At 64.1% G+C, this 17,561-nt stretch carries 16 protein-coding genes; 4 read left to right on the top strand and 12 right to left on the bottom strand.

What is annotated here, in order from left to right; all coding sequences use genetic code 11:
* Window positions 1-4: 4 nt before the first annotated feature.
* The 3 genes from ACROUL_RS04390 to ACROUL_RS04380 all read right to left on the bottom strand — a co-directional run bounded on the left by ACROUL_RS04390 (window position 5) and on the right by ACROUL_RS04380 (window position 2,547).
* Window positions 5-541, bottom strand: coding sequence for a TIGR00645 family protein (locus ACROUL_RS04390; protein ID WP_431298328.1), 537 nt, complete (start codon window positions 539-541; stop codon window positions 5-7).
* 166 nt (window positions 542-707) lie between these two features.
* Complete coding sequence (gene rpsD, locus ACROUL_RS04385; protein WP_305568460.1) at window positions 708-1,328, bottom strand: 30S ribosomal protein S4; 621 nt, start codon at window positions 1,326-1,328, stop codon at window positions 708-710.
* A 163-nt stretch (window positions 1,329-1,491) separates the two neighbouring features.
* Window positions 1,492-2,547: a Hint domain-containing protein gene (locus ACROUL_RS04380; protein ID WP_431298327.1), complete on the bottom strand. Its 1,056-nt coding sequence runs from the start codon at window positions 2,545-2,547 to the stop codon at window positions 1,492-1,494.
* 220 nt (window positions 2,548-2,767) lie between these two features.
* Between ACROUL_RS04380 and ACROUL_RS04375 the strand changes: the two genes are divergently transcribed.
* The gene (locus tag ACROUL_RS04375) at window positions 2,768-3,403 is read left to right on the top strand and encodes a hypothetical protein (RefSeq protein WP_431298326.1); all 636 of its coding nucleotides are present in this window, start codon (window positions 2,768-2,770) and stop codon (window positions 3,401-3,403) included.
* A 113-nt stretch (window positions 3,404-3,516) separates the two neighbouring features.
* Here ACROUL_RS04375 and ACROUL_RS04370 read toward each other — a convergent pair whose 3' ends face one another.
* The gene (locus ACROUL_RS04370; RefSeq protein ID WP_431298325.1) at window positions 3,517-3,798 is read right to left on the bottom strand and encodes a DUF4242 domain-containing protein; all 282 of its coding nucleotides are present in this window, start codon (window positions 3,796-3,798) and stop codon (window positions 3,517-3,519) included.
* A 136-nt stretch (window positions 3,799-3,934) separates the two neighbouring features.
* On the bottom strand, window positions 3,935-6,199 hold the full coding sequence (locus ACROUL_RS04365; protein ID WP_431298324.1) for an adenosylcobalamin-dependent ribonucleoside-diphosphate reductase: 2,265 nt from the start codon (window positions 6,197-6,199) through the stop codon (window positions 3,935-3,937).
* Window positions 6,200-6,308: 109 nt separating this feature from the next.
* On the opposite strand from ACROUL_RS04365, the gene ACROUL_RS04360 reads away from it, so the two are divergent.
* Window positions 6,309-6,734 (top strand): DUF1489 family protein, encoded by a 426-nt coding sequence (locus ACROUL_RS04360; protein ID WP_431298323.1) that lies wholly within the window; start codon window positions 6,309-6,311, stop codon window positions 6,732-6,734.
* A 169-nt stretch (window positions 6,735-6,903) separates the two neighbouring features.
* A complete protein-coding gene (locus tag ACROUL_RS04355; RefSeq protein ID WP_431298322.1) occupies window positions 6,904-7,773 on the top strand; it encodes a DMT family transporter in 870 nt (289 codons plus the stop codon).
* Between the two features lie 72 nt (window positions 7,774-7,845).
* Here ACROUL_RS04355 and hisG read toward each other — a convergent pair whose 3' ends face one another.
* The 3 genes from hisG to hisS are packed head-to-tail and all read right to left on the bottom strand — an operon-like array spanning window position 7,846 to window position 11,086.
* Window positions 7,846-8,517: an ATP phosphoribosyltransferase gene (hisG, locus tag ACROUL_RS04350; RefSeq protein ID WP_431298321.1), complete on the bottom strand. Its 672-nt coding sequence runs from the start codon at window positions 8,515-8,517 to the stop codon at window positions 7,846-7,848.
* Entirely contained in the window at window positions 8,514-9,614 is a 1,101-nt protein-coding gene (locus ACROUL_RS04345; protein ID WP_431298320.1) for an ATP phosphoribosyltransferase regulatory subunit, read from the bottom strand. Before ACROUL_RS04345 ends, hisG begins: the two co-directional genes overlap by 4 nt.
* Window positions 9,611-11,086 carry a histidine--tRNA ligase gene (gene hisS, locus ACROUL_RS04340; protein ID WP_431298319.1) on the bottom strand — a complete coding sequence of 492 codons (1,476 nt, stop codon included), beginning with the start codon at window positions 11,084-11,086 and terminating at the stop codon, window positions 9,611-9,613. The genes ACROUL_RS04345 and hisS overlap by 4 nt, the downstream gene beginning before the upstream one ends.
* 74 nt (window positions 11,087-11,160) lie before the next feature.
* On the opposite strand from hisS, the gene ACROUL_RS04335 reads away from it, so the two are divergent.
* Window positions 11,161-11,361 (top strand): SlyX family protein, encoded by a 201-nt coding sequence (locus ACROUL_RS04335; RefSeq protein WP_431298318.1) that lies wholly within the window; start codon window positions 11,161-11,163, stop codon window positions 11,359-11,361.
* A 149-nt stretch (window positions 11,362-11,510) separates the two neighbouring features.
* On the opposite strand, the gene ACROUL_RS04330 is transcribed toward ACROUL_RS04335, so the two are convergent.
* From ACROUL_RS04330 to dnaE, 4 genes are all read right to left on the bottom strand, one after another.
* The gene (locus ACROUL_RS04330) at window positions 11,511-12,167 is read right to left on the bottom strand and encodes a hypothetical protein (RefSeq protein ID WP_431298317.1); all 657 of its coding nucleotides are present in this window, start codon (window positions 12,165-12,167) and stop codon (window positions 11,511-11,513) included.
* Between the two features lie 70 nt (window positions 12,168-12,237).
* Window positions 12,238-12,546 (bottom strand): hypothetical protein, encoded by a 309-nt coding sequence (locus ACROUL_RS04325; protein WP_431298316.1) that lies wholly within the window; start codon window positions 12,544-12,546, stop codon window positions 12,238-12,240.
* A gap of 611 nt (window positions 12,547-13,157) precedes the next feature.
* Entirely contained in the window at window positions 13,158-13,991 is an 834-nt protein-coding gene (locus ACROUL_RS04320; protein ID WP_431298315.1) for a ParB/RepB/Spo0J family partition protein, read from the bottom strand.
* 63 nt (window positions 13,992-14,054) lie between these two features.
* A complete protein-coding gene (gene dnaE, locus ACROUL_RS04315; protein ID WP_431298314.1) occupies window positions 14,055-17,495 on the bottom strand; it encodes a DNA polymerase III subunit alpha in 3,441 nt (1,146 codons plus the stop codon).
* Window positions 17,496-17,561: the final 66 nt, after the last annotated feature.

Genomic DNA, 17,561 nt, shown 5'->3' with positions numbered 1-17,561 from the left:
CCTTTCAGCCCTTGTAGGACTTGGCCTGCAGGTAATCCATCAGCGCCATCAGCACGCCCGAGACGACGAAGGTCAGGTGGATGATCACCAGCCACATCATCTCCGACTGTCCGAACGTGATCGCAGAATCGATGTCGCGGATTTCCATGAACTTCTTCAGCAGGTGAATCCCCGAAATCGCCACGATCGACGCGATCAGCTTCATCTTCAGCCCGCTGAAATCGACCTTGCCCATCCATTCCGGCCGATCCGCCCCAGCATCGAAATCGAACTTGGACACAAAGTTCTCGTAGCCGGAAAACAGCACGATCAGCAAAAGGTTCGCCGCCAGCGTCAGGTCGATCAGCGTCAGCGCGGCGAGGATGGTATCCTCGGCCGTCATCTCCATCAGCTTCGGCACATAGTAGAACAGCTCGCGCACGAAGATGAACGACATCATCGCCAGCGCCACGACCAGCCCCAGATACATCGGCGCCATCAGCCAGCGGCTGGCGAAAAGCCCCTGTTCGAAGCGTGTCTCAAGGTTCGGCTTTTCCGTCATGTCACTCATCCTCTGCAACGGGCCGCCCCCGCGCCCCACCTTCCACATAGCGCCTTTCTCATAGCGCAGGAAAGCGAACCGATCAGCCCCCATTCACCACGCGCTCTCAAATCAAAAGGGCCGCACCTTGCGGCACGGCCCCCTGCAATCACTGTCCCGCGAAAGGTTAGTTCTTCGCGTAGTATTCGACGACCAGGTTCGGTTCCATCTTCACGGCGTAAGGCACATCGCCCAGCGCCGGAGTGCGTACGAACTTCACGATCATCTTGTTGTGGTCGACTTCCAGATAATCGGGAACGTCACGCTCGGTCAGCGCGATGGCTTCCAGGATCAGGCCCATCTGCTTGGACTTCTGGCGAACCTCGATGATGTCGCCTTCCGACACGCGGTAAGACGCGATGTTGACGCGCTTGCCGTTCACCGTGACGTGGCCGTGGTTCACGAACTGACGTGCCGACCAGATCGTCGGCACCAGCTTGGCGCGGAAAACCACCGCGTCCAGACGACGCTCCAGCAGGCCGATCAGCATCTCGCCGGTGTCGCCCTTAACGCGTTCCGCTTCGCCATAGATCTTGCGGAACTGCTTTTCGGTCAGGTCGCCGTAATAGCCCTTCAGCTTCTGCTTGGCGCGCAGCTGCGTGCCGAAGTCGGACAGCTTGTTCTTGCGGCGCTGGCCGTGCTGGCCGGGGCCGTATTCGCGCTTGTTCACCGGGGATTTCGGACGGCCCCAGATGTTTTCGCCCATACGGCGGTCAAGTTTGTATTTGGCAGAGGTGCGTTTGGTCACCGCTGATCTCCTTCTAGGTCATGAAGGGCGTTGTCCTTTGCGGGTTTCCCCGCCGACAGGTCATTCCTTGCGGAAGCCACCAACACCAATGAAAAGCCCCGGAATCGCTTCCGGGACTGGGGCGGCTTATACAGCTGCGCCGGGTGGTGTCAACCAGCGCAGGTCACGCCGCCAGATCGTGCCGCAGGATCGCGGCCTCGGCGGCCGACAGGTTGCGCCGCGCGTAGGGGCCATAGCCTTCGGGGTCGGCCTCAAGGCCCGGCATCACGTGGGCCAACCGGTCGCGGTCCTCATGTCCCATGCTGGCAAAGTCCATGCCTGCGGGGTGGAAACTTTCGGTGGCAAGCCCGTTGGCAAAGACGATGCTGTGCCGTTCCAGCAGCACATGCACATAGCGCACGCCGTCAGGTGCAAGATCGACGCGCACCGCACGACCATCGACCATGTCCGACGCCGCGACCAACGCCTCTTCCGTGTTGAACAAGGCTCTCAGCGGCGCGGTCGCCAAAACCATCCGGTGCTGCGGCGACACCGTCAGCGCGCTGTCGGGCCGACGGATCCCGAACGCGCCCGCCTGAAACCGGATCGGGCGCAGCCGAGGCGCGGCACGCAGGCAATCGGCGGTCAGGTCGCGCTGCCCGATCCACAACACCGGCAGCGCGCCGTCATCGGCAGTCTGCACCAGATCGCCGGGGCGCAGGGCTTCGATCGGCCGCGCGCCCCCCGGCGTCATCAGCCGCGTGCCGGGGGTAAAGCAGATCACCCCACCCCCATGTGTCAGCCCCGCCTTGGGGTCAACGCTGACCCGGGTGATCCGCAAGATCCGGTTGCGCGGCGGCACCTCGCCCTGAAACAGCACCATCCGCGCGCCAGTTTCGTCGGAATGGAGGATGCGGATGTGATACCGCTTCGGGCCATCGCTTACTACGAAGCCTTCGTCCGGCATGATCTGGTCATCCGGCTCGGCGTCGGCATCGACGGCGGGGGCGGGCTCTCGCCCCAGCATCTTGCGCACCGCGCGGGCAGCCCGGCGGCGCAGCGCCGTCATCGCCTCGGCACCCAACAAAAGCGGCCCGTCAGGCCCATCCAGCCGCGCGGCCTGCCCGGTCCAGCGCCATGTCGCGCCCGGCACCAGCCCATGCACCGCACTGGCGGGCATCCCGCCGATTTCCGTCTGCCGCCACGAAATTACGAACGTCGCCTCTGCGCCGATCCCCATTGCCTGTCTGCCTGCTCTTTTCTTGCTTTTATATGCAAGGATTAGCAGATGAAGGCACGGCTGCCTATAGCGGCGTTGCCCACCCGGCCAAGCGATGCGCAAAAGCGACAGCCATTCATTAATCGCCCGCATTTTCGGCGTTCCCTAGGGAACAGCGCCCGTTTCCTGTGCATCGCAAAAGGAAACGGCAGCCGCACGGCGTCGGCAAGGAAAGCGCTTCATGACATTTCAACTGGCCATGCTGAACCGGCAGATCTCGCAACGCGTCAGCGGCCCCGGGGGGCTTTACAACCTTGGCAACGGGTTGGGGCTGGCAGGCGGTCTTGCGCTGCACGTCGCCGCCGCCACCGCCGTCACCGGCGCAGGCCTGACCCATGGCGCGTCGGCGGTGGTCGATTACTTCGTCGGCAGCCTTGGCGCGACGGCGATCACCCTCGCCATGCTGATCTTCTTCTGGAGCGGCGAACGCTATCACCGTGCATGGGCCCATGGCGCCCCGCCGGATGCAGCGCAGAACCGGCTGGGCGACCTGTCGTCGGGCTGGGGCGCGCTGGCGCTGGGGCTTGGCCTCTTCCTTCTGGGCCAGCCGGAACTTGCCGCAACCTCGGGCCTCCTCCATGCCGCAGGCAAGTTCGGCAGCGCCCTGCCACCCCGCATCCAACGCCGCTTGCCCTTCGGCCCGAACGCCTTTCGCCTGACCGTCGTCGCCAGCCGCGTGCCTGCCCTCGTCGCCGTCCTAATCGAGGCGGAAAAGGCCACTGCCGGCGGCCCCGCCCAACCGCTTGCCGCCAGCGCTCTGCTGGTGCTGTGCTACCTTCTCTGGCTCAAGGCCGACGTGGCGCTTCTGCGCAGCTAAGCCTCAGGCAGAAACATGGCGGCCGCGCTTCGGAACACCGAACAAGGGGACGAGGCGCGGCGCAGTCACCCGTCGCCTGAACGCGGCAACTCTTGCCGCGCCAGACAAGATCGTTACGCCGGGATCTGGGCAGTTTCCGGTCCAAAAGTGCTCGTGATTTCTGCAACGAGGTCGGCAGGGAACCCGCCTTCCCTGGCGTGCCGGTAGATCGCCTCCGCGCTGTCGGCCTCATGCACGCAATACAACTTGTCACCAGCGGCATAGGTATGAAGCCAGACATAGGGCACCCCAAGGCCGGCAACCACGGCATTGGACTTGGCCGCTATGTCGCAAAGCTCGCTACGCGTCAGCTTGCTTGCGCCGGGAACGTTTCTTTCGACGATGAACTTGGGCATTCCGTCCTCCCTGAGGTTACGTATCCCAAGTCTAGGTCCGGGGGGGCGAACCGGCTAGTTCACAATCTGAAGCGGGTCCGCGTCATAGGTGGTTCGGTGTCTGAACCCGACGCATCCTCAGGCGCGTCGCCGCCACTCACCCGCACTTCGAATGCCCGCAGTTGCCACAGGTCATGCAGCCTTCGACCATCCGCATCTCATAGGCGCCGCAGGCCGGGCAGGCCGGCCCTCGCGGCGCCTCTCCCACCACCATCAGCTCGGCCTTCGGGTCCGACTTCAGCCCCAGCCCCTCGCCCGCGATGAAGCCGATCTCGATCAGGTGCCGTTCGATCACCCCGCCGATCGCCGCAAGGATCGAGGGGATGTATTTCCCCTCCATCCATGCCCCGCCGCGCGGATCGAACACCGCCTTCAACTCCTCAACCACGAAGGAAATATCCCCCCCGCGCCGGAACACCGCCGAGATCATCCGCGTCAACGCCACGGTCCAGGCGAAATGCTCCATGTTCTTGGAATTGATGAACACCTCGAACGGCCGCCGATGCCCGGCGATCACAATGTCATTGATGGTGATGTACAGCGCATGTTCCGACCCCGGCCATTTCACCTTGTAGGTCTGCCCCTCCAGCGCCCCCGGCCGGTCCAACGGATCGCTCAGATACACCACCTCGCCCTGCGTCACCGGCACCGGCTTTGCCTCGGCCTTCTCGCTCACCGTCAGCACCGACCCCGTCACCTCGTTCGGCCGATACGTCGTGCAGCCCTTGCAGCCCTGATCCCAGGCGGCCATGTAGACCTCCTTGAAATCGTCGAAACTGATGTCCGCCGGGCAGTTGATCGTCTTCGAGATGCTGCTGTCCACCCACTTCTGCGCCGCCGCCTGCATCCGCACATGGTCCAGGGGCGGCAGCGTCTGCGCGTTCACGAAATGCGCCGGCAACTCCGCATCGCCAAACTTCTCCCGCCACAGCCGCACCGCGTAATCGACAACTTCTTCCTCGCTCCGGCTGCCGTCCTTCTGCAACACCTTACGCGTATAGGCATAGGCAAACACCGGCTCGATCCCGCTCGACACGTTCCCGGCATACAAGGAAATCGTCCCCGTCGGCGCGATGCTGGTCAACAGCGCATTCCTGATCCCGTGCTTGGCAATCGCCGCCCGCACGTCCGCGTCCATCCCCAGCATCGTCCCCGACGCCAGATACTTCTCCGCATCAAACAGCGGAAACGCCCCCTTCTCCTGCGCCAGATCAACCGACGCCAGATAAGCCGACCGCGCAATCGCATGCATCCAGCCTTCCGTCAGCGCCGCCGCCTCAACCGACCCATACCGCTCGCCCAACATCAACAGCGCGTCCGCCAGCCCTGTCACGCCAAGCCCGATCCGCCGCTTCGCCCGCGCCTCGGCCTCCTGCTGCGGCAACGGAAAACGGCTCGCCGTCACCACGTTGTCCATCATCCGCACCGCCACCCGCACCAGCCGGTCCAGCGCCGCCATGTCCAGCGCAACCTCTGGCGCGAACGCTTGCGTCACCAACGCCGCAAGGTTGATCGACCCCAACAGACACGCGCCATAGGGCGGCAAGGGCTGTTCGCCGCAGGGGTTCGTCGCGGCAATCGTCTCGCAATAGTTCAGGTTGTTCGCCGCATTGATCCGGTCGATGAAGATCACCCCCGGCTCGGCGAAATCAAAGGTGTTGCGCATGATCCGGTTCCACAGATCGCGCGCCTCGACCGTCCGGTACACCCGCCCGTCGAACACCAGTTCCCACGGACCGTCCGCCTTCACCGCCGCCATGAACGCATCCGTCACCAGCACCGAAAGGTTGAACATGCGCAACCGCGCAGGGTCTTTCTTCGCCTCGATGAAGGCCTCGATATCTGGGTGGTCGCAGCGCATCGTCGCCATCATGGCACCCCTGCGCGACCCCGCCGACATGATCGTGCGGCACATCGCATCCCACACATCCATGAAGCTGAGCGGGCCCGAGGCATCCGCCGCCACCCCCTTCACCTCGGCCCCGCGCGGCCGGATGGTGCTGAAATCGTACCCGATCCCGCCGCCCTGCTGCATCGTCAGCGCGGCCTCCTTCAGCCCGTCGAAGATACCGCCCATGCTGTCGGGAATGGTGCCCATGACAAAGCAGTTGAACAGCGTGACGCTCCGCCCCGTCCCAGCCCCCGCCGTGATCCGGCCCGCCGGCAGATACTTGAAATCCTCCAGTGCTGCGTAGAACTCCGCCTCCCATTTCGCCGGCTCGGCCTCGACCTCGGCCAAGGCTCGCGCAATCCGCCGCCAGGTGTCCTCCACCGTCCCGTCGATCGCCGTGCCGTCGGCATCCTTGAAGCGATACTTCATGTCCCAGATGGCTTCGGCAATGGGCGCTGAAAATCGCGACATGGGGCGATGTGTCCTTAAGGTTGTGGATAAGTCGGAAGAGGCCACAAGATACGCCTCATGCCACCTCCGGTCAACTTGCACTCCCCCACCAGCCCGCTATGTTCGCCCCATGCCCGTGAACATCCTGAAACTCTGCGTCGGTGCCGACAGCATCGAAGACCTCGCCGACTGGCAGGCCAGCCAGCGTCCCCGCTGGCCAGCCGGACGCGCCATCCACGTCACCCGCATGTTCCCGAAACGCGAGGCGGAAATCCTCGATGGCGGCTCGCTCTTCTGGGTCATCAAGGGCATCATCCTCTGCCGCCAGCGCATCCTCGGCCTCGAACAGATCACCGAAGGCGATGGCATCACCCGCTGCGCCCTGATCCTCGACGCCGACATCATCCGCACCGAAGCAGCCCCGCGCCGCCCCTTCCAAGGCTGGCGCTACCTCGCCCCCTCGGACAGCCCGCGCGATCTCGTCAAGGGCCGCGAGCGCGAAGACCCCCTCCCCCCGGCCCTCGCCCAGGCGCTCGCGGAAATCGGCCTGCGCTGACCCAACCGCCAAGATTCGACTAAAATTGCCTTCCCCTTCGCCAAATATCCCACGGGGGACGCTGGCTTGGCCCTCGGGCCAAGCCAGCGCGGGGGTGTGAAACCCCCGACCCGACGCCAGCGTCCGGCGCGCCCTTTCCTTCGGCGCAAAAACCCGCCATCACTCCGGCATGCCGCGCCCCCTGCTCCTCGCCGCCCCAGCCGTCTTTCTCGTCCTCTGGTCGGCCGGCTTTGCCATCGCCAAGCTCGGCCTGGAACACGCCCAGCCGCTAACCTTGCTCGCGCTGCGCTACACCTGCGTGCTCGTCCTCTTGCTGCCACTCGCATTGATCTTGCGCCCGCCGATGCCGAAAACCCTGCGCGCTTGGGCCGATATCGCCATCGTCGGCTTCCTCATTCAGGTGGTCTATTTCGGGCTGTGCTACGTCGCCTTCAAATCCGGCGTCTCGGCAGGGGGCGTCGCGATCATCGTCTGCCTCCAACCGATTCTCGTCGCTCTCGTCGCCCCCCGCTTCGTGGGCGAGGCGACGTCGCCGCGCGGCTGGCTCGGCCTCGCCCTCGGCCTTGCCGGGGCGGCGCTGGTGATCTTCGGCCGCTCCAGCATCGCCGCCGAAAACCTGTTCGGCGTCGCCTGCACCGTGCTTGCGCTGTTCGGCATCACCGTCGGCACCCTGTGGGAAAAACGCTTCGGTGTGACCCATCACCCCGTCACCTCGAACCTGATCCAGTATGCCACCGGCGCCGCCTTCACCCTGCCCGCCGCATGGGCCACGGAAAACATGGCCGTCACCTGGAATGTCGAATTTGCCGCCGCCCTCGCCTACCTCGTGATCGGGAACTCGCTTCTCGCGATGACGCTCCTCCTCGCGATGATCCGCGCCGGACAGGTGGCCCGCGTGTCGGCTCTCTTCTACCTCGTCCCGGCGCTTTCCGCCCTCTTCGCCTGGCCTCTGTTGGGCGAGGTGATGCCCCCCCTAGCCTGGGCCGGGCTGGCACTCGCTGGCCTTGGCGTGGCCATCGTCAGCAAGGCCAAAACCTAACGCGGGGTTAAACGCGCTTCGCAACCCTTTGTTTTCATTGAGTCCGAAAAATGTCCCACAGTGGGACACCCCTCAAACCCCAAGCCGCTCCAGCAACGGCCCAAGGTCCTCCCCCGACCCCTTCGCCCGAAACAGCACGGCCTCCGACCGCAGGATTAGCCCGTCAGACAGCACCTTCAGATGGTTCGCCCTCAACGTCTCCCCCGACGAGGTGATGTCCGCGATCGCCTCGGCCGTCAGGTTCTTCACCGTCCCTTCCGTCGCCCCCAGACTATCCACCAGTTGATAATCCGCGACCCCGTTCTCGGTCAGAAATTCCCGCACCAGCCGGTGATACTTCGTGGCGATCCGCAACCGAAACCCATGCTCCGCCCGAAACGCCGCCGCCGCCGCATCCAGATCATCCAGCGTATCCACGTCCACCCAGACCGACGGCACCGCCAGGATCAAATCCGCCTGCCCGAACCCAAGCCGCGCCACCTCCGCCACGACCGACGACCAGTCCGCCAACTCCTCGCGCACAAGGTCGGTCCCGGTCACCCCAAGGTTAATTCGCCCCGCCTCCAGCTCGCGCGGCACTTCTGAGGCGGCCAGCAGCACCAACTCCACCCCTTCCATCCCCTCGACCGCGCCGGAATATTCCCGCTCCGCCCCGGTTCGCCGCATCGCCAGCCCCCGCGCCCCGAACCAGGCGAAGGTCTCTGTCATCAGACGGCCCTTCGACGGCACCCCGATCTTGATCATGCCGCCCCCCGTAACCGCGCCACCAGCCCCGGCCGGATCACGCCACCCACCGCCGGGATCGAGACCCCCGCCCCCAAGACCGCTGTCAACGCATCATACCGCCCGCCCGACGCGACCGGCGGCAGCGAAGGGTCAGCCGCATGAAAGCTGAACACGAACCCGTCGTAATATTCCAAAGAGGTTCGCCCGTGGCTCGCTTCAAACGGTAGCTTGTTCAAATCCACACCGCGCTCCGCCAACGCCTCCAGCCGCAGCGCGAACCGGTCTACCGCCGGGCCGATTGCCGGCAGCATCGGCATGATGCCCCGCAAATGCGCCAAGGCCGCCGCCGTCGGCGCCTCAAGCGTCAAAAGGTCATACAGCATCGCCGCCTCAGGCGCCGAGATTGGCTTCGCCCCGGCGTCCTCCAGCAACGCCTCGGCCCGCGCCGCGATTTCCCCGGCGGACCGCAGCCCGACGAACGTTCCGGCCTCCGCGATCAACGCCTCGGGCGACCCTTTGGCCAACCGCTCCAGCAAGGCCGCCCGCGCAGCAGACACCGGGGCCCTGCCGGCGAACCGGTCCAGCAGCGCGCGAAACCGCCTTGGCCGCCAGATGTGCCGCAACAGCGCCGCCCTCCGCCGCGGCGTCGTTTCCAACCCGCGCACCGCAGCCATCAGGATACCGATATCCCCGGTTGCGGGCCGCAAGCGCAGATCCGCCAGCATCGACTGGAACAGCGCAAATACCTCGGCATCTGCCGCCTCTGGCGCGGTCCGGTCAAACACCTCGAACCCGACTTGCAGATATTCCGACGCCCGTTCCGATGCGCGGTCCTGCTTGCGGAAAACCTCGCCCAGATAGCAATACCGCGCTGGCTCCGCCCCATGCGCCATGTGCGCCTGCACCACCGGCACCGTGAAATCGGGCCGCAGCATCATCTCGCCCCGCGCCGGGTCTTGCGTCACATAGGCCCGCGCCCGGATATCCTCGCCATAAAGATCAAGAAGCGTTTCCGCCGGTAAAAGGATATCCGCCTCCACCGGTACCGCCCCCGCCGCGACAAAGGCTGCGTGCAACCGCTCGGCCTCGGCCCGGATCGCCGCTTTCGGCGTCATTGCGCCAGCATCTTTCGCACTGCGGCCACCAGACCTTCGCGCGGGACCTCAACCTGTGCAGGGCGGTCCTTCCATTCCTCCAGCGTGGCGCTTTCAGCGATCTTGGCACCAAGGATCAGGTCCTTCAGGATCACCGTTCCCGCCGCCGCCTCGTTGCCACCCTGGATCACCGCGATGGGCGATGAGCGTTTGTCGGCATACTTCAATTGGTTGCCGAAGTTCTTCGGGTTGCCGAGGTAGACCTCTGCCCGGATACCCGCCCGCCGCAGATCGCCCACCATCGCCATGTAATCCGCCATCCGCTCGCGGTCCATCACTGTCACCACGACCGGCCCCGCCACGTCACCCTGCACGCCCCCTTTGGCCTTCAACGCAGCGAGCAGCCGGTCTACCCCGATGGAAACTCCGGTTGCAGGCACGTCCTGCCCGGTAAATCGCTTCACCAGCCCGTCATACCGCCCGCCGCCCGCGACCGATCCGAACTGCCGCTTGCGGCCCTTCTCGTCGAGGATTTCAAAGGTTAGCTCCGCCTCATAGACTGGCCCGGTGTAATAGCCGAGGCCGCGGACGACCCCTGGGTCGATCACGATGCGGTCGGGGCCGTAGCCCTGCGCCGCCAGAAGGTCGCCAATCCCTTCCAACTCGGCCACGCCTTCCACCCCGATGGCCGAGGCTCCCACCAACTCTCGCAGGCGGGCCACTGTTTCGGCCCCGGTGCCACGCTTTGCGGCCATGAAGCCCATCACGACCTCTGCCTGCTCGTGACCAAGCCCCGCACCCTTGGTGAAATCCCCGCTCTCGTCCTTGCGGCCTTCGCCGAGGAGGGCGCGCACGCCGGCGTCGCCAAGCCGGTCGATCTTGTCGATGGCGCGCAGGACGATGCCGCGTTCGGTTTCCTTGTCGTCACCGGAAAGGCCCGCGACTTCCATCACGCCGTTCAGGACCTTGCGGTTGTTGACCCTCACCACGTAGTCGCCACGGGGGATGCCGACGGTTTCCAGCGCGTCGGCCAGCATAGCGCAGATTTCGGCGTCGGCGGCGACTGAGGCGCTGCCCACCGTGTCGGCGTCGCATTGGTAGAACTGGCGGAAGCGGCCGGGGCCGGGCTTTTCGTTCCGCCAGACCGGGCCCATCGCGTAGCGGCGGTAGGGGCTGGGCAGGTCGTTGCGGTACTGGGCGGCGACGCGGGCCAATGGGGCGGTGAGGTCGTAGCGGAGGGCGAGCCAGTCGGCGTCTTCGTCCTGCCAGGCGAACACGCCCTCGTTGGGGCGGTCGACGTCGGGGAGGAACTTGCCGAGGGCTTCGACGGTTTCGACGGCGCTGGTCTCCAAGGGATCGAAGCCGTAGCGGTGGTAGACCTCGGCGATGGCGTCGAGCATGGCCTTGCGGGCCGTCACCTCGGCGCCAAAGTAATCGCGGAAACCCTTTGGGGTCTCGGCCCTGGGGCGGCGGGAGGATTTGTCGTTTGCCATCGGTCGGGCCCTTCGCCTATCGTCGCGGCCCCCGTGTATCGAATGGCCGGGGGGGCGGCAAGCGGGGGTGAGGGATGGACCGGACCGAGGCACTGGAGGAAAGGATCGCCCACCTGACGCGGGCGGTGGAGGATCTGTCGGATGTGGTGGCGAGCCAAGGGCGGGAGATCGACCGGCTGACCCGGCTGGCGGCGATGCTGGCGGAGAGGGAAGCGGAGCGGGAGGCGGGGCTGGGGGAGGCCCCGGCGGCCAACGTGAGGCCGCCGCATTGGTGAGGGGAGGCTTCGGGGAGGCCGGGGCCGTTGGGCCAGCCGCCCTGTCCCACCGTGGGACACTCGGGTGGGGTGTGGGATATCAAGGGGTTAGGGGGTTGGGTTAAGGGTTTGTTAACCGCCGATTGCCAGTATGGATACCACAGTGAAGCTCACAGCAATTCGTCCAAGTTTGGTGGTTCAACCGCCTTGAGAGACTTCCATATCTTGACGCATGTTTCGAAGTGCCCGTTCGTTACGCCCAAAGAAACGTACTTGCGAGGGACATCTCTCCGTTCCGAAATTGCCTCAATAGTCGTGCTGGCTTGCTCAAGCATCATGATATCTTCTCGACGGTGTTCGAGAGGATAGATTAGTTCCATCGCGATCACTTCCGCGAGATACTCAGAGTCCGCTTCCGGACTGGTGTGTTCCTCCATAAAGTGTGGAGTTTCCTTCATGTTACCAATGGTTACACATGGATCAGGTTGAAAGTCTTCTTCCGTGTCTACCAAAATGTGACAAAGTTCCTTTACGCACGCGAAGCGCTTCCACCAAGAGGCCTCCGACTTTATCACGTGGATTTTGTTTACTTTATTTCCGGCCTGATCAACATATCGCTCCACAAATGCCCTGTGGAACTCAGATTCAACATCCACTTCATCTTTTTCGATGACGAGGTCTGTTAAGAGTTCGATAATTTTGTGAATGTTTTCAACGCTTACGCGCTGATTTACGAGCTCATCTCCGCTCGTATGCATGTGATAATAATGATTGACGCGCTTGGCGGCGTAAAATGCATTGACTAATTTCAGAGCCTTGTCAGTCACAGGAGCCTCGAGACAAGAAACAACTATTTGTTGTGCTATGCCCCGAGGCTTCCACTGTCAATAGCAGCTATCAACCGACCTTCTTAAGCCGCAAGTCGCCAAAGTCTAACTTAGAGACTTTACCGTCTGCTATCGCTCTATGAATCTTCAAAAGATCCTGCTGAACTTGCAGCGGGCTACCTTCATCCAGATTTTTGTGCAGAAACTTCACGTCGACGAGACCTTGGCTGCGCTTCTCTTCGTAGAGGCGCGTCAAATTCTCTGTGACGTTTTCACCGGCGTTCATAGCTGCCTCCTTTTTAATAAGCACACCGCTCGATTTAACCGAGCACACCTCAGAAACCGTTTGAAACCCTAACTTGCCCATCCATCTTTCCATGCCATTTACGCCGCAATTGCGGCTATTCTCAGGCAGGGAAAACGCTGCGAACTCGCCCCTACCAACTCAGTGGGACGATTGAGGGTTCCCGAACATATTGCCAGAGAACACTCTTCCACCTGCCCCGCGCACCCCCCACCGGATGATTCCTGTCAAGGCCTTAAGTCACCTTACCCACATGTCCCAACATTTCACAACAACAATACGAACCGCTCCCGAGAGGGATCCGAACTGTGATTCTTCTTAGTTGCAGTGGCCATGCCCGTTCACCCACTTCAGTGTCAAGGCATTCTTTTGCAAACAACGTATGCGGAGCGAAGGTGGTTACAAGACGAAGGTTCGCACATTTTCGTTAACAAACACTGATTGCACACAGTACGAAACGACCTTCATGCCTCGGCACTACTCACAGGCTTGGCCTGCTACAGATGCCGCAACTTGAGAAGCCGGGTTCAAGTGAACTGTCATTCCCTCATGAGATCGGTTGCAACTGCATCAGCAGAACTTCGGGGGGAGGGGTTGTGGGATCAAGTGCCTACGTCGGCCGTTGGGGCGCCCGCCCGCGGGAGGGCGCGGCCCTTCGTTGTGTGGGGTTGGGGTGCGGGTGTTGCTCAGCTTTTCTGAAACCAGCGTTCGATCTCGTCCATCACGTCATCGGCCAGACCGCCGCGTTTCGCCTCTGGCCCGGTGAACCGCAGCACCCAGCCTTCGCGGCAGGCTTCCCTGCGGATCGTCAGGCCTTGGCGTAGCTGCAACAGCTTGCGGGGGCGGCCGGGGAGGGCTTCGGGGTCGGGCTTCTCGTCCAGCACCGTCATCAGGCTGGACCATTGCAGATCGAGCGCGTGGCCGGCGAGGGGGGTGAGGGTGGCGCGGATCAGGTCCTCCATGTCTCCCCTCAGGGCCGACGCCAGACGTTCCATGCGGTGGGTGGACAGACGCTCGGGCGTGGTGAGGAGGCCGGTCAGCGCCTCCACCACCATCGCGAAGGCGCGCAGGCGGGTGCGGGCCTGACGGGCGAGCGCGGGGTAGAGGGCGGCCACGGCGGCATCGGGGGTGGGGAAGTGGCCCTCCTCTACGGCGGCGGTGATGAGGGCGCCTTTTTCCCAAGGGGTGACGGGGGCGCGGATCTCGTTTTCGGTGACCATCGCGGCCATCGCGGCGGGAAGCGATGCGGGGGTGCGGAGGAAGGCGGGGATCGTGGGGAGGCCGAGGTTGCGGGCGGCGGTGAGGCGGCGGAGGCCGGAGATGAGGCCGAAAAGGTGGGGCGGGCCGTCGGTCTGGGGGCGCGGGGTGGTGAGGCGCCAGACCTCGATCGGGGTGCGGAGGCCCTCGATCAGGATCGAGGTTTGGAGTTCGGTGAGGCTGGTGGGGTCGAGGGTGGTGCGGTCGCGCAGAAGGGCGCGGGGGTCGATGTCGGCGAGGGGGATCTGGATGAGGGGGTCCATCGGCGTGCTCCTTTTGGCCGAGGAGACGCGGGGGGCGTTAAGGGCGGGTGAGGCGGGCGGGCGCTACACCTCTTCGACCATCACGACGCCCTGGATCGCCTTGATGGCGGCGCGGATCTGGGGGGTGACGGGGTAGGTTTGCGGGAGGGGGATGTCGGCCTCGTGCCCGCCGTCGAAATGGGCGGTGAGGGTGAGGCGGGCGCGGGTGCGGCCCTCGAGTTTGGGGAGGAGGGTGAGGAGGGACTGGATCGCGGAGGGCTGGTTGATGTGGATGCGGAGGTCCTGCGCGCCGGCTTGGTCGGCGACGGCGTCGATGGCCTGGACGTGGTTGGCGAGGAGTTTCAGGGTGTCGCCTTCGAGTTCCGCCTTGACGGTGAGGACGACGTTGCGGCCGGGTTCGAGAAGATCGCGGGAAGCCTCCAACGTGTCGGAGAACACGGTGACTTCGTAAAGCCCGGTCGGGTCGGAGAGGGAGACGAAGGCGAAACGGTTGCCCTTGGCGGACTTGCGCTCCTGCCGGGCGGAGACGGAGCCGGCGAGTTTCGCGATGAGGGGGGCGCGTTCGGCTTTGGCGGTGAGGTCGGTGAGGGTGTCGACGCCCTTGCGTTTCAGGGCGGACATGTAGTCGTCAAGCGGGTGGCCGGAGAGGTAGAAGCCGATCGCCTGATGTTCCTGCGCGAGGCGTTCGATGGCGAGCCAGTCGTCGCGGAAGGGAAGGCGCGGTTCGGGGATGTCGGCGCCAGCCTCGCCGAAGAGGGAGACCTGGGTGGAGGACTTCGCGTCGTGGATCGCGGCGGAGTAGGCGACGAGGGGGTCGAGGGCCTCGAACACGCGGGCGCGGTTGGGGTCAAGTTGGTCGAAGCATCCGGCGCGGGCGAGCATTTCGAGCGGGCGTTTGCCGATGCGTTTCAGGTCCACGCGGCGGGCGAAATCGAAGAGGGTGGCGAAGGGTTTCTGACCACGCGCCTCGACGATCAGGCGCATCGCGTCGACGCCGACGTTCTTCAAGGCACCGAGGCCGTAGACCAAAGCACCATCGCGCACGGTAAAGGTGGCGAGGGAGGCGTTGATGCAGGGCGCGATGGTCTTGATGCCCAGCTTGTCGACCTCGCGTTTGTAGACGGCAAGCTTGTCGGTGAGGTGGAGGTCGCAGTTCATCACGGCGGCCATGAATTCGGCCGGGTAGTTCGCCTTGAGATAGGCAGTCTGGTAGCTGACCACGGCATAGGCGGCGGCGTGGGATTTGTTGAAGCCGTAGTTGGCGAATTTCTCCAGAAGGTCGAACACCTCGCCCGCCTTCTTGGCGTCGATGTTGTGGGTGGCCTTGGCGCCTTCGATGAATTTCGGGCGTTCCTTGGCCATTTCCTCGGCGATCTTCTTGCCCATCGCGCGGCGCAGAAGGTCGGCACCGCCAAGGGAATACCCGGCCATGACCTGCGCGATCTGCATCACCTGTTCCTGATAGACGATGATGCCTTGGGTTTCGGCCAAGATGTGGTCGATGGTGGGGTGGATCGATTCAAGGTCGCGCAAGCCGTTCTTGACCTCGCAATAGGCGGGGATGTTTTCCATCGGGCCGGGGCGGTAGAGCGCCACCAAAGCCACGATATCCTCGATGCAGGTCGGCTTCATGCGCCTGAGCGCATCCATCATGCCCGAGCTTTCCACCTGAAACACGGCGACGGTCTTGGCAGCGGCGTAAAGCTCGTAACTTGGCTTGTCGTCGAGGGGGATCAGGTTGATGTCGAAACTGATGCCACGGAGCGCCAGAAGGTCCATCGCGTTCTGGATCACGGTCAGGGTCTTGAGACCAAGAAAGTCGAACTTCACCAGACCTGCGGCTTCGACCCATTTCATGTTGAACTGGGTGGCGGGCATGTCGGAGCGCGGGTCCTGGTAGAGCGGCACCAACTGGTCGAGCGGGCGGTCCCCGATCACCACCCCTGCGGCATGGGTGGAGGCATTGCGGTAGAGGCCTTCGATCTGGGCGGCGTAATCGAGGAGGCGGCCGACGACCTCCTCTTTCGCGGCTTCGCGCAGGCGGGGTTCATCGGCCAAGGCCTTGGTGATCGACACCGGCTTCACGCCTTCGACCGGGATCATCTTCGACAGCCGGTCCACCTGCCCGTAGGACATCTGCAAGACGCGGCCTACGTCGCGCACGGCGGCTTTCGACAGCAAAGCGCCGAAGGTGATGATCTGGCCCACCTTGTCGCGGCCATAGCGGTCTTGCACGTAGCGGATCACCTCTTCGCGGCGGTCCATGCAGAAGTCGATGTCGAAGTCGGGCATCGAGACGCGTTCGGGGTTGAGGAAGCGTTCGAAGAGAAGCGCATAGCGCAAGGGATCGAGGTCGGTGATCGTGAGGGCATAGGCGACGAGGCTGCCCGCACCCGAACCCCGGCCCGGACCGACGGGGATACCGTGATCCTTGGCCCATTTGATGAAATCAGCCACGATCAGGAAGTAGCCGGGGAAGCCCATCTTTTCGATGATGCCAAGCTCGAAGTCGAGCCGGGCCTGATACTCCTCGCGCGTGGCCGAGGGGGTGATGACGGCAAGCCGTGCTTCAAGCCCTTCGTTGGCCTGGCGGCGCAGTTCGTTGACCTCGTCATCGGCGAATTTAGGCAGGATCGGCGCGCGCTTCTTGGCGGCAAAGGCGCAACGGCGGGCAATCTCGACCGTGTTTTCCAGCGCCTCGGGCAGGTCGGCGAAGAGGGCGCACATTTCGGCTTCGGTCTTGAAATAGTGCTGCGGGGTCAGGCGGCGGCGGGGCTGCTGTTGATCGACATAGGCGCCTTCGGCGATGCAGATCAGAGCGTCGTGCGCCTGATACATCTCGGCCTTGATGAAGTAGACATCGTTGGTGGCGACCAGCGGCAAGGCGAATTCATAGGCCAGTTCGACCGAGCCGCGTTCGGCCAGGGCCTCGGCCTCGGGCAACTGCCCGCCGGGGCCGGGGTGGCGTTGCAACTCGACATAAAGCCGGTTCGGGTAGATCGCGGCCAGCCGCTGCAACAGTGAACGCGCCTTAGGCATCTGCCCGGCCGAAAGGAGGCGGCCAAGCGGCCCATCCGGCCCGCCCGTAAGGCAGATGAGGCCGTCCGACTGCGCGGCAAGTTCATCGAGAGTGACCTGCGGCAGCGCGCCGGTGCCGGCCACCGCGCCGTCGATGTAAAGCCGCGTGTTGAGCCGCATCAGATTCTGGTAGCCGGCCTCGTTCTGCGCCAGCAGAACCACGGGGGCGGGCTGGCGCGGGCGTTCGCCCGGTTGTGCTGGATCGTAGGCGACCGAAATCTGGCAGCCGACAATGGGCTGGACCCCTGCCCCGGCTGCGGTGACGGAAAACTCCAGTGCGGCGAACATGTTGTTGGTGTCGGTCACGGCGACGGCGGGCATCGCTTGCGACTTGCAGAGGTCGACCAGCTTCTTCACCGGGACCGCGCCTTCCAGAAGGGAATGTTCGGTGTGGACGCGGAGGTGGATGAATCGGGTCTGGGACATGGGTGGAAGGTAGCGAAGCCCGCGCGCCGGGGAAAGGTCTGCTCGTTCTTTCGGCGAAAGGCGAAA

The organism is Tabrizicola sp. BL-A-41-H6 (assembly GCF_050632395.1).
Classification (GTDB): Bacteria; Pseudomonadota; Alphaproteobacteria; order Rhodobacterales; family Rhodobacteraceae; genus JAUYQR01.
Note: the sequence above shows the minus strand (reverse complement) of the source record. Positions and strands in the feature narration are given on the sequence as shown.

What these genes read in the sequence shown, in the direction of transcription:
- ACROUL_RS04390 (WP_431298328.1), bottom strand. Translation starts at nt 541, where the DNA reads ATGACGGAAAAGCCGAACCTTGAGACACGCTTCGAACAGGGGCTTTTC.
- ACROUL_RS04380 (WP_431298327.1), bottom strand. Translation starts at nt 2,547, where the DNA reads ATGGGGATCGGCGCAGAGGCGACGTTCGTAATTTCGTGGCGGCAGACG.
- ACROUL_RS04375 (WP_431298326.1), top strand. Translation starts at nt 2,768, where the DNA reads ATGACATTTCAACTGGCCATGCTGAACCGGCAGATCTCGCAACGCGTC.
- ACROUL_RS04370 (WP_431298325.1), bottom strand. Translation starts at nt 3,798, where the DNA reads ATGCCCAAGTTCATCGTCGAAAGAAACGTTCCCGGCGCAAGCAAGCTG.
- ACROUL_RS04365 (WP_431298324.1), bottom strand. Translation starts at nt 6,199, where the DNA reads ATGTCGCGATTTTCAGCGCCCATTGCCGAAGCCATCTGGGACATGAAG.
- ACROUL_RS04360 (WP_431298323.1), top strand. Translation starts at nt 6,309, where the DNA reads ATGCCCGTGAACATCCTGAAACTCTGCGTCGGTGCCGACAGCATCGAA.
- ACROUL_RS04355 (WP_431298322.1), top strand. Translation starts at nt 6,904, where the DNA reads ATGCCGCGCCCCCTGCTCCTCGCCGCCCCAGCCGTCTTTCTCGTCCTC.
- hisG (WP_431298321.1), bottom strand. Translation starts at nt 8,517, where the DNA reads ATGATCAAGATCGGGGTGCCGTCGAAGGGCCGTCTGATGACAGAGACC.
- ACROUL_RS04345 (WP_431298320.1), bottom strand. Translation starts at nt 9,614, where the DNA reads ATGACGCCGAAAGCGGCGATCCGGGCCGAGGCCGAGCGGTTGCACGCA.
- hisS (WP_431298319.1), bottom strand. Translation starts at nt 11,086, where the DNA reads ATGGCAAACGACAAATCCTCCCGCCGCCCCAGGGCCGAGACCCCAAAG.
- ACROUL_RS04335 (WP_431298318.1), top strand. Translation starts at nt 11,161, where the DNA reads ATGGACCGGACCGAGGCACTGGAGGAAAGGATCGCCCACCTGACGCGG.
- ACROUL_RS04325 (WP_431298316.1), bottom strand. Translation starts at nt 12,546, where the DNA reads ATGGAAAGATGGATGGGCAAGTTAGGGTTTCAAACGGTTTCTGAGGTG.
- ACROUL_RS04320 (WP_431298315.1), bottom strand. Translation starts at nt 13,991, where the DNA reads ATGGACCCCCTCATCCAGATCCCCCTCGCCGACATCGACCCCCGCGCC.
- dnaE (WP_431298314.1), bottom strand. Translation starts at nt 17,495, where the DNA reads ATGTCCCAGACCCGATTCATCCACCTCCGCGTCCACACCGAACATTCC.